Consider the following 14,876-nt stretch of genomic DNA (forward strand, 5'->3'; position numbering starts at 1 on the left):
TTAGCCCAAAAGTTACTTATAAAGAGTTAAAATGTACGGTTTTACCCCAGCTCTGTTAAAATAATTGTAATTATATTTGTTTTGTCCTAGTTTATTTTGTGCTAATTTGTTTCGCTTAATAACAAGACATTTCTCTCTTAAACCGAAAATTAATTTAACAATAATTAAAAACTAAACCATATGTATATAAATATTTAAATAAACATTATTTTTTGAATCCCTAAATTTTTAAATAATTTTGAAAGAACATATAGAAAATGAATACGCTAAGTTCTGGATTGAAAAAGATATTCTCTTTTTTGTTTACAAAAACGGAATCTCTATAGATCAATCTGTAGCTACAAAAATTGTAGAAGATAGACTCTCATTACAACAAGGCAAAGCTTTTTTAATCTTTTGTGACATGAGAGGTATTAAAAGCATAAACAAAAGTGCAAGAAACTACTTAGCCATAGAAGGCTCTGTACTAATTAAAGCAGTAGCTTTATTAGTCAATAACCCACTAACTAGTGCCATATCAGGCTTCTATATTAAAACTAGTGATCCTGCTATTAAAACTCAAGTATTTACAAAAAAAGAAGATGCTTTAGAGTTTTTAAACAATGAAACCCCAAAATTTTAAAATGATTTGACAGACTATATTGAAAACGAGTTCGCCAAGTTTTGGATTAAAAAAGACATTCTTTATTTAGTCTACAAAAATGGAATCTCACTAGACCAACCTGCAGCTATAAAGGTTGTAGAAGACAGACTCTTATTGCAAAAAGGTAAAGCATTTTTAATTTTTTGTGACTTGAGAGGCCTTAAAAGCGTAGATAAAGGAGCGAGAAACTACTTCGCAGGCGAGGGAGGTGTACTAATTAAAGCCATTGCTTTATTAGTTAAGACGCCATTAACTAGCGCTATATCAGGTTTTTTTATTAAAGCTAACAGACCAACTTTTAAGATTGAAAAATTCACCAAAGAAGCGGATGCTTTAGAATACCTGAACCTTATTTCCTAAATAACTATAAACTTATACTGTTGTTTTATAATCTTTGATTTTAGTATTAAACCCCAAATTTTAAATAAGTCTAAACAATGAACGAAGATAAAACTAATAAGGAAAGAATAGAACAAATCCATACCATGCTTATGGAGTTTGCCAGTGGAAATTTTGCTTACAAGCTTGAAAGATCTAATCTGGATGATGATATTGAAGCGCTCACTGCATTGGTTAATATGACCTTTGAAGAAATAAAAGATTCTTTTCTCCATCAGGGTTATGCAAACCAAAGTGAAACTTACAAGCACCTTATTCAAATGTTCTTTGTATTAGATGTAGAGGGTACTATTGTCGCTTTTAATTCTCGTATAAAACAAATGTTATTTTTTGATGATAATGAATTACAAGGAAATCCTTTTTCTACGTTTTTAACTCAAAATTCAAAATTAGCTTGGAATGATTTAAAATCTAAGTTGGTTAGTACAAACTTAGATGCATATGAGGAATTTATTATGCTATCTTTTAAAACCAAGCAAAATTTAATTTTAACAACTAATTGCTTGGCAAGCTTATTTAATGATCGGACTAATAAATCGGAAAGAATTGTGATTACGTCTATAGAAATTATTAAAAACAGAATAGAAAGAGAGAATTTAAACTCTGGAATGGGCATAAGCGAGACAGCTGGTGAGGCTCCAAATAACAGTAAGAAAAATAAACAGTTAAACTTAAGTTTTTCGGATATTAGAAAAATCCGAAATGTCCATAATCATATAGTTAATAACTTAGACAAGCAGCTTTCTCCATTAATAGAATTAGCACATACTTTTGGAACAAATGAATACAAATTAAAATATGGATTCAAACAATTATATGGACAAACTGTTTTTCGTTTTTTAATAGATGAACGATTAAGGAAAGCTAGTATATTGATTCAACATACAGATACTTCCATAAAAGAAGTAGCCCATGTAACAGGGTTTGTAAGTGCGCCGCATTTTTCTAAAGTTTTTAAAGAAAAATATGGGTTTACCCCAAGAGATTTGAGAAAACAATCTAATCGCAATCTGAAATGATTTATAAGAAATTTTACACAGATTTATTTTTTCGAATAAAATAATCTCTAATTTTTCTTGTTTAAATAATATAAAATCTCTCGTACTAAATAAATTTAAATACCGTATTTATGCTCGATGATGATATTAATAAAGAAAGAATAAAACAAATACATACCATGCTTTTGGAGTTTGCCAGCGGAAACTTTGCTTACAAACTTGAAAGATCTAATCTGGATGATGATATTGAAGCGCTCACTGCATTGATTAATATGACCTTTGAAGAGATAAAGTCTTCTTTTCTCCATCAGGGATACGCAAATCTAAATGAAACTTACAAACATCTGGTTCAAATGTTCTTTGTATTAGATATGGAGGATACTATTATTACTTTTAATTCTCGTATAAAGCAAATGTTGTTTTTTAATGATAACGAATTACACGAAAATCCTTTTTCTACATTCCTAACTCAAGATTCAAAATTAGCTTGGAACGGCTTAATGTCTAAGTTAGCACATATAGATATGGATGCTCATGAAGAATTTATTATACTATCTTTTAAAACTAAACAAAATTTAATTTTAACAACCAATTGTCTAGTAAGTAAATTTATTGATAAGACTAATCAATCGAAAAGAATAGTGATTACCTCTGTAGAAATTATTAAAAATAGTACAGCAAGAGACATAGCATTACGGAACTTTGTAACATCCCGAAAGGAAGCAAGCAAAGCCATCAAACAGGCTAATAATAGTAAAAAAAGTAAACAGTTAAACCTAAGTTTTTCAGATATTAGGAAAATCCGAGAAGTTCATGATCATATAGTTAATAACTTAGACAAACAGCTTTCTTCTTTAGTAGAATTAGCACATACTTTTGGAACGAATGAATTTAAATTAAAGTATGGCTTTAAACAATTATACGGGCAAACTGTTTTTCGTTTTTTAATAGATGAACGATTGAGAAAAGCGAGCCTATTAATTCAACATACTGATACTTCTATTAAAGAAATAGCTCATATAACAGGGTTTATAAGTGCACCGCATTTCTCTAAAGCTTTTAAGGAGAAGTATGGGTTTACGCCCAGAGATTTAAGGAAACGATCCAAAGACTACGACATCTAATTATTAAGGAGGGGCTAAAAAGTGTCATTCAGACACCAGATAAAAATTTTAACTAGCGGAAGAAATGACGTAATTGGGGTATCATCCTATGTTTGTAAAAAGTTACTGTCATTAAGGCTATCGAAAACAAAATATATTTTGTTTGAAGATATAAGCGAAGCTTACGACTGAAGAATCTTTAGAGATTAATAATAAAGATTCTTCGCTGTGCCATGAACGACAAACGATTGTAAATTAAGTATTTATAAAAAAGTCAATGATAGCGAAGCGAAGAATCTCTCTCTTATTAAATCAAATAAAAATTAAAAGCTCATATAACTATTAGTAAAATAATTTGTAAAAGGATATTTATTAATAACTATTTTAGATAGATACTAATAAAAAGAGGGAAGAGCAAGACACGATTGATACATCACATCAAATTGATCTATACATGATGATTATACAATTTACCTTTAGGGCTTTCGAAAAAGCAGAAATAAAAAATCTAAACCTTTCAATTAGTGGTTGGGTTTTGGAATTTTAGGGTGCTTACTAACTACAAACAAGTCTGTATTCTTTATTCTAACAGCGAAGCGGTCTTTATTCTTTGACATTGATAATTAAAAAGAAAAAACCAGAGCGCATTCTATATAGAAAGAATTTAAAAACTTAAGAATAGAGATAGCTCTGGTTTTTTTGGGGATCTTAAAAGAGAGACCTTAAGGCCTACTCACAAATTATGATTACAAAGTAATATGCGGTAGACTGTCTAATTTAAACAAGGAGTCACTTGATTTTATTTTTTTAACAAGATCGGTTCTATCAATACCAAAGTCGCTGGATAGGTAGTGAATCTGTGTTTTTTCTTCTGATGAATCCTTGGATGTTGTAAAAAAGCAATGCCAATGTTCACCACAATCTATAATCCTGGCAACAGACTTAGAGTCTTTTTTAGAAAACTCAGAAATATATTGACTCAACGTGTACCCAAACTCATGATAAGCCTTAAAGATAAAAGACGTTAGAATTTCTAAAGGAAGAAATAAGCCATCGAGTAACTTTTCCTGGTCTTTTTTTCTATTGGTATTTAAAAGCTTTATTAAGTTTTCTGGAATTTTTATTTTTTGAAAGTCACTTTTTAGTTTTAACCAATGATCATGAGCGCCTTTGAATATCTCGTTGCTTGTAGGAGTAAGTCCCTTTTCTCCAATCATCTCTTCTTTAGGCACACCATTTAAGACCATTTGCTTCACAATAACGGCATTCCCATATTGTTTAATAGGGTTTTCCTTTTCAAACTCTCTATCTTCGAACATGATGAGTTTTTTGTTGGTCTTTTTATGAGTAAATATACGTTGTATCATTGTTTTATAATTATAGATTGGGTCTATGCAAATAGGCTAACAAAAATCGTAAACAAAATTTACTTTTTAAGGATAATAACTTACCTGAGAGGGATTTATTTAATCCTGATATAGTATACTACATTAAAAACTGGGTAGTTTTCTACTTGAAAAGAGTTTTTAGACAACTACAAATTAGTGCTACCCAGTTAAAGGGGGGTGATTATAAGTAAATTTAAATCAATTACAAAAGTAAATAATAATGCGGGTGTGAGACTTGCCAGAAAAGGAGTAAAAATTGTCTGAGAGGGATTAATTGTTATAAAAGACTGTAGTACATGTCAAAAATTAATAATATATCAGATGTTAGTCTGAGATCTGAGTTAAAAATTTAACTAGCGTATGAAATGACGTAATACGGGTGTCATTCAGAGAGATCTGTGTTAAAAATTTTAACTAGCGGATGAAATGACGCAATACGGGTGTCATCCAGAGGCATTAGACCAAAAATTTCTCAAGTGGAGGGAATGACGTAATTGGGTGTCATTCAGAAGGAGGTACGACTGAAGAATCTTTAGAGATTAATTATAAAGATTCTTCGCTGCGCTCTGAATAACAAGCAATTGAAAATTAGTTGTTTACAAAACACGTCAATGGTAGATTTGAGATAAAAAAAATTATCAAGTGGAGGAAATGACGTTATAGAGTATGGTCAGGTTAGTAGTTTTTTTGTCATTCCTGCGAAGGCAGGAATCCACATGATCGAATATTTTTAAAGTTATGAAAAACAACATCTTAAAAAATAACGTCAATGGTAGGCTATCGAAAACAAAATATATTTTGTTTGAAGATATAAGCGAAGCTTACGACTGAAGAATCTTTAGAGATTAATTGTAAAGATTCTTCGACTCCGACAATTAACGATCAAAAATTAAGTATTTATAAAACACGTCAATGGTAGCCTTTCGACTCCGATCAAGTCAGGCTAAAGTCGAAACCTATATGAAATTATCGGTTTTAAGAGCTTTCGGTTTGTTTCGCAAGGCGCCTTCAATGAAAAAATATTTTAATTTCACGAATGCTAAAGGAGACAAACACCTTATAATGTTGACTTTCACACCTAAAACAGGCTTATTCTTTAGAATACAAAATTAGATTTCGAGGTCATGTCTGACGATAGGAGACATCACATAAAAAGAAAGTTTTATTGAATATTGCTATTTAGCTATTAATTATGTGATTCATAGTTTCAAACAAAATAGACTTTATTTTCGAAAGTGTTCAAAAATGATCTAAAAGAACTCAATAGATTCTAGATATTAATTCCAGTTACGCTCAATCTCCAGAATCCCTATAAAAATGTGACCGGGCGCAACCGAAATCATATATCAGACTAAAACAAAGATCAACAGTAAAACTTAATTGAAAAGGATTAAAACTTGTCTAAAAAGGATATTTCACAAATGTGAATTAGTGTTATATGGGCCAAGTATTATGAATAGTGGGGTAAGAGCGTGTTTCTTGATTTTAAATTAAGACACAAATTCACATGAATTGAGTTCCTTGTGCTTGAAGAGTGGCTGTACGTTCATAGAGTTTGCAATAGATATGTCGTAAAAAAGAAAACCATTATTCATTGTAAGTTATAAGTTAAACATTCAAAGTTAACTAAAAACAAGTCTTTATTCTAAAAGCGAAGTAGTCTTGGTTCTTTAACGCAATACATTGTTTTTTTGTTTCGGCTACGCCTCAATCTGTAGAATTCAAATAATAGATGATGACTGGGCGCAACCGAAGTCAAAAAGACAAAAATTACTAACCAAAACAAAGGTCGATGATATGATTTAACTGAAATGGATTAAAACTTACCTGAAAAGGATTTTACTTGGGAGGTGGTGGAAGTTAGAAGTTAGGAGTTGGAAGTTGGGAGATGGAAGTAGGAAAGTGAAATCGAAAAGAATTCCTCTGGTAAAGCTATAAAGTTTTTTCATTTATAAAATTCATTATCAAAGAAGAACTATTATTTGTTTTTTTAAACCGATCCTTGAAAGTTAACTAAAAGCAAGTCTTTTTTCTTTATTCTAAAAGTGAAGCGGTCTTGGTTCTTTAACACAATAGATTGTCTTTTGTTTCGGCTACGCTCAATCTGTAGAATTCCAATAAATGGGGACTGGGCGCAACCGAAGTCAAAAAGACAAAAATTACTAACCAAAGCAAAGATCGATGATATGATTTAACTGAAATGGATTAAAACTTACCTGAAAAGGATTTTACTTGGGAGGTGGTGGAAGTTAGAAGTTAGGAGTTGGATAGTGAAATCGAAAAGAATTCCTCTGATAAAGCTATAAAGTTTTTTCATTTATAAAATTCATTATCAAAGAAGAACTATTATTTGTTTTTTAAAACCGATCCTTGAAAGTTAACTAAAAGCAAGTCTTTTTTCTTTGTTCTAAAAGTGAAGCGGTCTTGGTTCTTTAACACAATAGGTTGTCTTTTGTTTCGGCTACGCTCAATCTGTAGAATTCCAATAAATGGGGACTGGGCGCAACCGAAGTCAAAAAGACAAAAATTACTAACCAAAACAAAGGTCGATGATATGATTTAACTGAAATGGATTAAAACTTACCTGAAAAGGATTTTACTTGGGAGGTGGGAGTTAGGAATTAGAAATTAGAAGTTGTTGAATTTCCAACTAAAACTTAACATAAAGTACTGTTTAAGAACGAGACTTTGAGAGTCTTGGATGTAATTTTGAGTAGCAATACGTCTGGCGTTTGTATTTTGATTTAATAGATCGTAAATCTTTAAATTTAAAGAACTTTGATCTTTAAACATAGCATAAGAAAGGGTTGTATTCCAGAACCAAGCGCTTTTTTGAAACCCTTCAGCAACATTTGGGTTATAATTAAAGCTAATATCATGCCGCCATTCAAATTTTTTAGGGATGAATGTGGTTATCTGCATACCGACTGCATGATTAATAAATTCCTGGTCTTCAAAATCGTCTAGATCAAATGTGGTTTTGTTAAATGATAACCTATAATTTGGTACGATCATCATAATAGCATCCCATACAAAGGTAATACCTACATGGGGGTTTAAAGCTGTATTGTTTGAGGTATATTGTACCTCATTATTAAAGTTAACAGATCTGTTTAAACTTGTAGAAAGGCCTATGTTATACTTAAATGTTTTTAGAGAATCTATTTTTATGGTTTTATTATAACCACCACCAGCACTTAAACGATAGCCTCCGTTTACATTTGCATAGCTTGTGTTTCTCACAAGATTTTCGTCAATAGTTGTTTTAGTAACCACCTGATTGTTGCTTAAGTTAGCATATATATGACTATAAAAACCGCTGCGTTTTTGAAAATGAAACGTGTTATGTCCTAAATAAAAACTATGGGTATTGGTAGGTTTTAAATTAGGATTTCCAGTTACTGTATTTATAGGGTCTGAAACATCTTGAAACGGTTGTAGTTGTGATAATTGCGGGGGCGTATTATTTAAGCCGTAACTAGCATATATGTATGATTTTGGGTTAAATTGATACTGAAAACTCGATCGTAATTCTACAGTTTCAAAATCACGTGTTAAACTTAAATCGGGTCTTAGGAAATCAGTGCTTTGCAAGGTTCTAAATACATATCCTGCTTCAGAACTAACAGACCATTTTTCTTTTTTATAAGTAAGCCTTAAAGCTGGGGTGCTCCTTTGAGTTATATATTCAAAATCTGTGCTTAAATCTGTATCAAACAAAGTAAAATCTTGCGTGTCTGCATCAAAAGCGTAAGTACTGTTTATATTTTCCTGTGTATCATTTCTATAATTAAATTTAAAATCTAAAAACAAAGTGTTAGCTTTTAAAGGCCATCTAAAAGAAGCACTTGTATAGAGTCCTTTTGTTTTTCGATCTCCATTTGTAAATTGTTTTCTATCAATAGTTTCGGGGTTATCTCCAAAAATAGCAGTTTCCGAATTTAAATAGGTATCGGTCTCCGCAGTCTCGTACTTATTTAAGATATTAAATTTTAAATAGGCTCCCTTTTTACCAAATCGCTTTGTTATATCTAAACGGTTATTAAAATTTCTATTAGTAGTTTCTGAAAATGAAGACGAGCTAGATTGATTTGTTAAAGTGTTTTCTGAATCTCGAGACTTATTATTTCCAGACGTTTCTGCGTTGTTTTTAGAAGCATTAAATGATGGATTTATATTGATTAAAAGTGTAGAGTCTATTTTGATATTAAATCCTAAGCCAATAGTATGATTAGCACCTTCGTTATATGATTTTGTACTTGAACTGGTAGTATATCTTGAATCTGAGAGAATATAAGCACGTTCTGTTGTATTCTCATTTTCTGAACGGCTATTAGAAAAAAAATAGTTAGCAGAGAGATCACTCTTTTTTCTCAATTTATCGACATAATTAACGCCATAATTTTGAGATACGACGATACCTTGTCCGCTTGTGCGCCCACCCCCAAAACTAAACCCAGGCGAATTGATATTGTTTCCACCTGCAAGCATACTAATACGTTGGTCGTTATCAAAACGATTAAGCATCCCTGCAAACTCGTAACGCTTATTTGTTCCCGTACCCGCTGCAATTTGTCCGAAAGTACCATTGTTATTTTCTTCTTTTATAACAAGGTTAACCGTTTTTTTTTCTTTGGCACCTTCGTCTCCTGCAAAAGCTTCAGCTTTAGTTTTGGTATCTGTAATTTGAATGTTATCAATAATGTCTTTGTTTAAATGCCGTGTGGTTATTGTTGGGTCGTTGCTAAAAAATGGCTTTCCATTTACCAAAATATTATCTACAGCTTTCCCATTTATGGTTATTTCTCCTTCCTCATTAACTTCTACCCCAGGTAATTGCTTTAATAAATCTTCAACATTAGCATCTTTTTTAGTTTTAAAAGACGAGGCGTTGAACTTTAAAGTGTCTTTTTTTATGACAACTGGCGGGTTAACTTTTATAAAGATTTCCTCTAACGCATTGAGATCTGCTTTTAGGTTAATAGTATCTAAATTAATAAGATTCTGATCTAAATGAATAGATTGATAGTGGGTTTGGTAACCAACATACGAGATATAAAGATTTAAATGTTTATCGCTAGTTTTACCTTCTAAAGAAAACCTGCCATGTCTATCTGAAATAGTATAAGTAACTAATGCACTATCTTTAACGCGCTCTAAATAAATAGTGGCAGCTTCTAAAGCCATTTTATCTGTTTCTGTTATTAATGCTCCAGAAATTTTAAATGATTTTGCTTGTCCGAAAACTCCCGTTACGCAGAGCATTGTAACTATAAAAAAACAATATTTCACACGCTTAAATTTTAGTAATTAACCAAATAAAAAACTGAAAATTTGTGTGAACATGTTGTTCTCACATAAAATATTAATAAAGAAGTGGTTTAAGCTTTTTTGATTGAAGCGAAAAACAACTATTTTGTAGTCAATTAAAGCATTTTTGCAATTCATAGTAGTACTATGGAGCAATAAAAAGGCAAAAATTGAGTAAAAAAGAGCATTTTCCAGCCAATAGAAAAAAGCTTAAATCACTTCAAAAGGAGCGTTTTTTTCAGAGTTCATTATGTATCTTTTTGGTATAGGCATTAATTTTTTGAATTCATGTTACAAGTTTTTAAAGAGGAAGTCATTTTGTTAACACGCAACGATAAAAATTGATCAGTACTTAAAATATCGTTCTTTTCAGCTCCAGCTACGCTCAATCTCCAAAATCCCAATAAAGGAGAATGGACGCAGCCGAAGTTGAAAAGACAACTAACTAACTAACAACTATGGAACAAATATCGATGATAAAATTTAACTCAAATGGATTAAAACTTGTCTGAAAAGGATGTAATGAAGCATTTGAAAGTTTTTTGCAATTTACTTGCTAGACCGAATGCCTAGAATTACCTAATAGACCCCGCTCAAAAGAAACTAAAAAAGGATAATTTTGAAATAAAAGGAGGAATAAAACTCTTTATGATATCACTATCACCTTCCCTGTATTTGTGCATATTATGAGGCAGCTCTATATGATGTAAATACAATGGATATTATTCCATATGAAGTTGGAACTTACTACATTTTCAATAGAGCTATATCGATTTTAAACGACTATATGAAATTACTAAACGTTCTTCTTTTTTTGTTATAAGAGCAAAGTCAATAAGAAAACAGGAGTAAAAGTTGACCAAATTGGAGTACAGGTTTTTATATTTCTAAGGATTATCTCAATAAAACTAAACGAATCAAATATTATGATATTGAAACTAAGCGCACTTTTATTTTTTTAACAAACAATACAGATTTAATAACAGAGCAAATAACACTTTTGTATAAAAACCGTTGGCAAATTGAGTTGTTCTTTAAATGGATAAAGCAACATTTAAAATTAAATCTTTTTGGAGAGTTCAGAAAATGCTGTAATAATACAAATTTACACAGCAATGACTACTTATTGTCTTGTTGTAATTGTAGGACATAATCTAAAATCAGAGCATTCAACTTACGGAATCTCACAAATTTCAAGTATCTCGTTATTAGGTAAAACATCCATAAATGAGTTATTCATGAATACAAATTTCTCATTATCAATATTTAATATATAGAACTGACGTTAGTAGTATAAATGCATAATATTGATATTAATTTCAAACAATCTATACATAAAAATAGTGTTGTTAGCCAGCCATATCAATTTACCAAAAGAACAACTAAGTTAGTCCCTTCTCTTATAAATAGCCTATAGAGCAATCAATCTTAAAATTAATTTTTCTATATTCATAATCATCTACCTAATAACTAATGTTTTATCATTTATTTCATAATTATTGATAACATTAGTACTCTTAATAGCCATTAAAATATCTTCAATACTATTACTTTTATTGAATGTTCCAATAAATCGTTCTTCTTTTTGTACTGTATTTTCAATGATAACATCCATATCGTACCAACGAGATAGGACTTTCATAATCTCGTTTAGAGGCATACTTTCAAAACTAAAGACACCATCTTTCCATGCAACTTCATTGTAGATATCAACCTTAGCCACACTTATATTATTCGTTTCGAGATTAAGACTTAATTGCTGGTTTGGTACAAGGGTTTTACTTTTATTAGTGTAGGAAACAGCTACTTTACCTTCCACTAACGTTGTATATATATTTGTCTCACCTTTATAAGCTTTTATATTGAACTCAGTACCTAAAACCTCAACTTCCTGAGATTGATGAAATACCTTGAACTTAGCTCCTTTATGAGCTGTGCTTGGAGACACATCAAAATAGGCTTCACCATAGACTAGTTCTACTTGTCTGGTTTCCCCATTAGTAAACGCCACAGGGTATTTTAGTTGAGATTCTGAATTCAACCAAACTTTGGTGCCATCGGATAATACTATATAGAATTGACCGCCTCTAGGGATGGTTAAGGTATTATAGTTGTTGGTCGTTGATTGTTGGTTGTTAGTAGCCTCGTATATTATCTCTTCACCGTTACTGGTAACGCGAGTCGTTTGATACGCAGTTCCCTTTTCTAAAGTGACTTCTGAACCATCCTCTAACGTTAAGATGGCTTTATCTATACCTTTCTCGATATTGTTGTTTACAATTATAGGTGCTTCGAAATCAATAACATTTTGATCTCTGTTATTTAAAACAAAGGTTATTGAGATTAATAATACAACAGAAGCCGCTATACCATAAGACCATAATCTAAATGATCTTTTTGAACGCTGGATTCTTCCCTTAACAACCTTCCAATCTTTTTCTGTATCTATTTGCTTTAAAAGTTCTAAGCGTTTACCCTCTTTAATATCCATAAGCATCTGAGATTTTGTTTTTGTATCGAAAATCTCAGATTTTTCTAAACCACCCGAGGTTTCTTTTTTAATTAGCGAGGCTGCTAATTTCTTTGAGAGTGATTTGATTTTATTGGAATTATCCATTAATAATATTTTAGATTATATATACTTCTTGTGCTTTTGTTCGCAAAAATACAAGATTAGTTATATAATATATACAACTAAAAACAAAAAAGGGTGGTAAAATAGGGTATGTTAAGCAGGCACTTACATTTTTTTTATTAAAAAGTTCAGAATGATGTTTTGGGATTTAAAGTCGAAATGCTTTAAAATTAAGCTTAATAATGTCTTCGATTGCGCTGCTTTAGATTACAACTAAATTAATACACGAATTGCACAAAGGTTGAGATATCTATACCTAACATTAACACGAATCAGACTTTCAGTCTATCAAATCTATAGATTTGAAGCTTATTATGCCTTTGGCTTGGTAAACCCGTAGTCAGGTTCTCTAAAAATAGTCACAACTTAACTCGAACTAGATTCTTACTAAAAGACTCACTATCTATCATCAACCCCTTCACTAAAGACGATCTCATAAGATTTAGAATCTTTTATTAATGCTTTTGCAAACGACTGTAGGTCTTTAGCTGTAATTGCATTTACCAGGTCTTTAAAGTTTTTAGGAGCATTCATATTATAGCCCTCACGAAAGTAATTTATTAGCAAACTCATATCGTAACTATTATAATTCTCTTGCAGTTTTCTTTCTTTTAAAAAATTGGCCTTTGTTTTATCCAAGTCTGTTTGTGCTATAATTCCATTTGTTATCTTTTTTATCTCCTGACTTGCCATACTTATAAACTGCTGTACGTTGTCTGGATTGCAATCGAAGGCTATCTGTAAAGATACTTGTTCTAAAGGTCGTTTTAACATACTAGCTTGTATGCTCAGTCCATAAGTTCCACCGACTTCTTCCCGTAAGTTTTCTGTAAATCGCAATCGTAAAATATCACCCAGTGCTTTTGCTATTAATTCGTTTTTTAAACTATATGCCATTGCCTTCTTATATCCAATTCTGACTGAACTCTTAGCTACTTCTATCTTTAAGGGAATATCTTTATCTATAGTATCTTGTAACCAAGGTTCTGAATTATCCTGCCACATCTCTTTAACATCATTTGTTGGGATACTGGCAATATATTGTTCCAATAAGGTTCTTAATACGCTCTTTTGAATATCTCCTACTATAAAAAACTCAAAATCGGCCGCATTATTAAAACGCTCTTTATATACCGCTTTTAATTTATCGTAGGACACCTCTTTAACAAAGTCATGGTTAAACAAACGCTGTTTGGGATTGTTATTCCCATATAAAGTAGTTGTAATACTATCGTTTATTTTTTCATTAATGGTATGGCTTCTTTTAATGATATCATTATCTATATGCTTCATTAGGACTTGATATGCATCGGCATCGAATCGAGGTTTAACAAAATGCAAATGAATCATTTGCAATAGCGTCTCTACATCCTTTGTTATTGAAGATCCGCTGATGCTTTCTGTTAAATTAGAAATATGTATACTTGTATTGGCAGTTTTTCCTGCCAGTATTTTTGGCAGATCGGTCTTTGAATAATCGCCCAAACCAAAAAAGGGCATCACTTTACTCAACACTTGCGCTGTAGCAAAGTCACAATCTTTTATTAATGAAAAACCTCCATAACTTATTGCTTTGAACTGTACATCGTTCTTATTTTTGTCTGCAAACTTATAATGTACTTTTATGCCATTGCTTAAAGTGAAGGTTGTAGACCCCGTGACTTGCAACATATTTTCGGATACGATAGTCCCTGGATCCAGATTAACACCAGACATCAATGTTTGTGCATTACCATTTACCGAAAACAGTAATATTACATTTACGACCAATAAAAATGAAAGTACGGATAATATGTTTTGTATGTTTTTGGTGGGTTTTATATATAAACAACACATTATTAAAATATTTTGGATATTATTTTCATCATTCATAGATTATGAATCCTAATAATAAAGAATTTATTGAAAAGCGATCTTGTAGTAGAATTCAATGTCGTTAAGTTAAGAGAGAAAGTCTGTCTGGGTTTTTTGATATAGTTAACCGTTGTTTTAATATCATTCTGGCTTTAGCTTATCCTGACTATAATCGAAATGCTTAATGTAATAAAATAGAATAAATTTAATGTAATGATATTTTGACAGAACCATCAAGTACTCTTTTTTAATCAAAAAATAATGGACAACCGATTTATAATAACGGTTGTCCTTATCCTACTTAAAAAATGTTGCCTTTAGAGTGACTAATTCAAAAAACAACCCGTTTATTTAATTCGTATGTCAATATTTATTACAGGACAAATTCATACTTTTTTTTGATGTTTTTTCACCACCAATTCACAAATTTTTATAATCGCCCTCATCTTGATTTTTCTATTCTCAAAAACAAAAGGGAACAGATCGTTTGAATTCTTAACTACTCTAACCTAATTAATCTTAAAACCAATCTTATTCCCTTTTTAT

At 31.1% G+C, this 14,876-nt stretch carries 9 protein-coding genes; 5 read left to right on the forward strand and 4 right to left on the reverse strand.

Going from position 1 to position 14,876, the window contains the following annotated elements; all coding sequences use genetic code 11:
* The first annotated feature begins 238 nt into the window (after positions 1-238).
* From Q4Q40_RS09160 to Q4Q40_RS09175, 4 genes are all read left to right on the forward strand, one after another.
* Positions 239-622, forward strand: coding sequence for a DUF7793 family protein (locus Q4Q40_RS09160; protein WP_303301494.1), 384 nt, complete (start codon positions 239-241; stop codon positions 620-622).
* Positions 623-628: 6 nt separating this feature from the next.
* Positions 629-1,003: a DUF7793 family protein gene (locus Q4Q40_RS09165; RefSeq protein WP_303301495.1), complete on the forward strand. Its 375-nt coding sequence runs from the start codon at positions 629-631 to the stop codon at positions 1,001-1,003.
* Between the two features lie 77 nt (positions 1,004-1,080).
* Positions 1,081-2,061: a helix-turn-helix domain-containing protein gene (locus Q4Q40_RS09170; RefSeq protein ID WP_303301496.1), complete on the forward strand. Its 981-nt coding sequence runs from the start codon at positions 1,081-1,083 to the stop codon at positions 2,059-2,061.
* Positions 2,062-2,171: 110 nt separating this feature from the next.
* Positions 2,172-3,164 (forward strand): helix-turn-helix transcriptional regulator, encoded by a 993-nt coding sequence (locus Q4Q40_RS09175; RefSeq protein ID WP_303301497.1) that lies wholly within the window; start codon positions 2,172-2,174, stop codon positions 3,162-3,164.
* A gap of 725 nt (positions 3,165-3,889) precedes the next feature.
* On the opposite strand, the gene Q4Q40_RS09180 is transcribed toward Q4Q40_RS09175, so the two are convergent.
* Together Q4Q40_RS09180 and Q4Q40_RS09185 are read right to left on the reverse strand one after the other, a co-directional pair.
* Positions 3,890-4,510 carry a hypothetical protein gene (locus tag Q4Q40_RS09180; RefSeq protein WP_303301498.1) on the reverse strand — a complete coding sequence of 207 codons (621 nt, stop codon included), beginning with the start codon at positions 4,508-4,510 and terminating at the stop codon, positions 3,890-3,892.
* Positions 4,511-7,159: 2,649 nt separating this feature from the next.
* Positions 7,160-9,823 (reverse strand): outer membrane beta-barrel protein, encoded by a 2,664-nt coding sequence (locus tag Q4Q40_RS09185; protein WP_303301499.1) that lies wholly within the window; start codon positions 9,821-9,823, stop codon positions 7,160-7,162.
* A 901-nt stretch (positions 9,824-10,724) separates the two neighbouring features.
* Between Q4Q40_RS09185 and Q4Q40_RS24070 the strand changes: the two genes are divergently transcribed.
* The gene (locus Q4Q40_RS24070) at positions 10,725-10,994 is read left to right on the forward strand and encodes a transposase (RefSeq protein ID WP_367892781.1); all 270 of its coding nucleotides are present in this window, start codon (positions 10,725-10,727) and stop codon (positions 10,992-10,994) included.
* A 306-nt stretch (positions 10,995-11,300) separates the two neighbouring features.
* Here the strand turns inward: Q4Q40_RS24070 and Q4Q40_RS09190 are convergent, their stop codons facing one another.
* Both Q4Q40_RS09190 and Q4Q40_RS09195 read right to left on the reverse strand, forming a co-directional pair.
* Positions 11,301-12,458 carry a FecR family protein gene (locus Q4Q40_RS09190; protein ID WP_303301500.1) on the reverse strand — a complete coding sequence of 386 codons (1,158 nt, stop codon included), beginning with the start codon at positions 12,456-12,458 and terminating at the stop codon, positions 11,301-11,303.
* 417 nt (positions 12,459-12,875) lie between these two features.
* Entirely contained in the window at positions 12,876-14,312 is a 1,437-nt protein-coding gene (locus Q4Q40_RS09195; RefSeq protein WP_303301501.1) for a M16 family metallopeptidase, read from the reverse strand.
* Between the last annotated feature and the right edge of the window lie 564 nt (positions 14,313-14,876).

Source organism: Flavivirga jejuensis, assembly GCF_030540765.1.
GTDB lineage: Bacteria > Bacteroidota > Bacteroidia > Flavobacteriales > Flavobacteriaceae > Flavivirga > Flavivirga jejuensis.

What these genes read in the sequence shown, in the direction of transcription:
- Q4Q40_RS09170 (WP_303301496.1), top strand. Translation starts at nt 1,081, where the DNA reads ATGAACGAAGATAAAACTAATAAGGAAAGAATAGAACAAATCCATACC.
- Q4Q40_RS09175 (WP_303301497.1), top strand. Translation starts at nt 2,172, where the DNA reads ATGCTCGATGATGATATTAATAAAGAAAGAATAAAACAAATACATACC.
- Q4Q40_RS09180 (WP_303301498.1), bottom strand. Translation starts at nt 4,510, where the DNA reads ATGATACAACGTATATTTACTCATAAAAAGACCAACAAAAAACTCATC.
- Q4Q40_RS09190 (WP_303301500.1), bottom strand. Translation starts at nt 12,458, where the DNA reads ATGGATAATTCCAATAAAATCAAATCACTCTCAAAGAAATTAGCAGCC.
- Q4Q40_RS09195 (WP_303301501.1), bottom strand. Translation starts at nt 14,312, where the DNA reads ATGTGTTGTTTATATATAAAACCCACCAAAAACATACAAAACATATTA.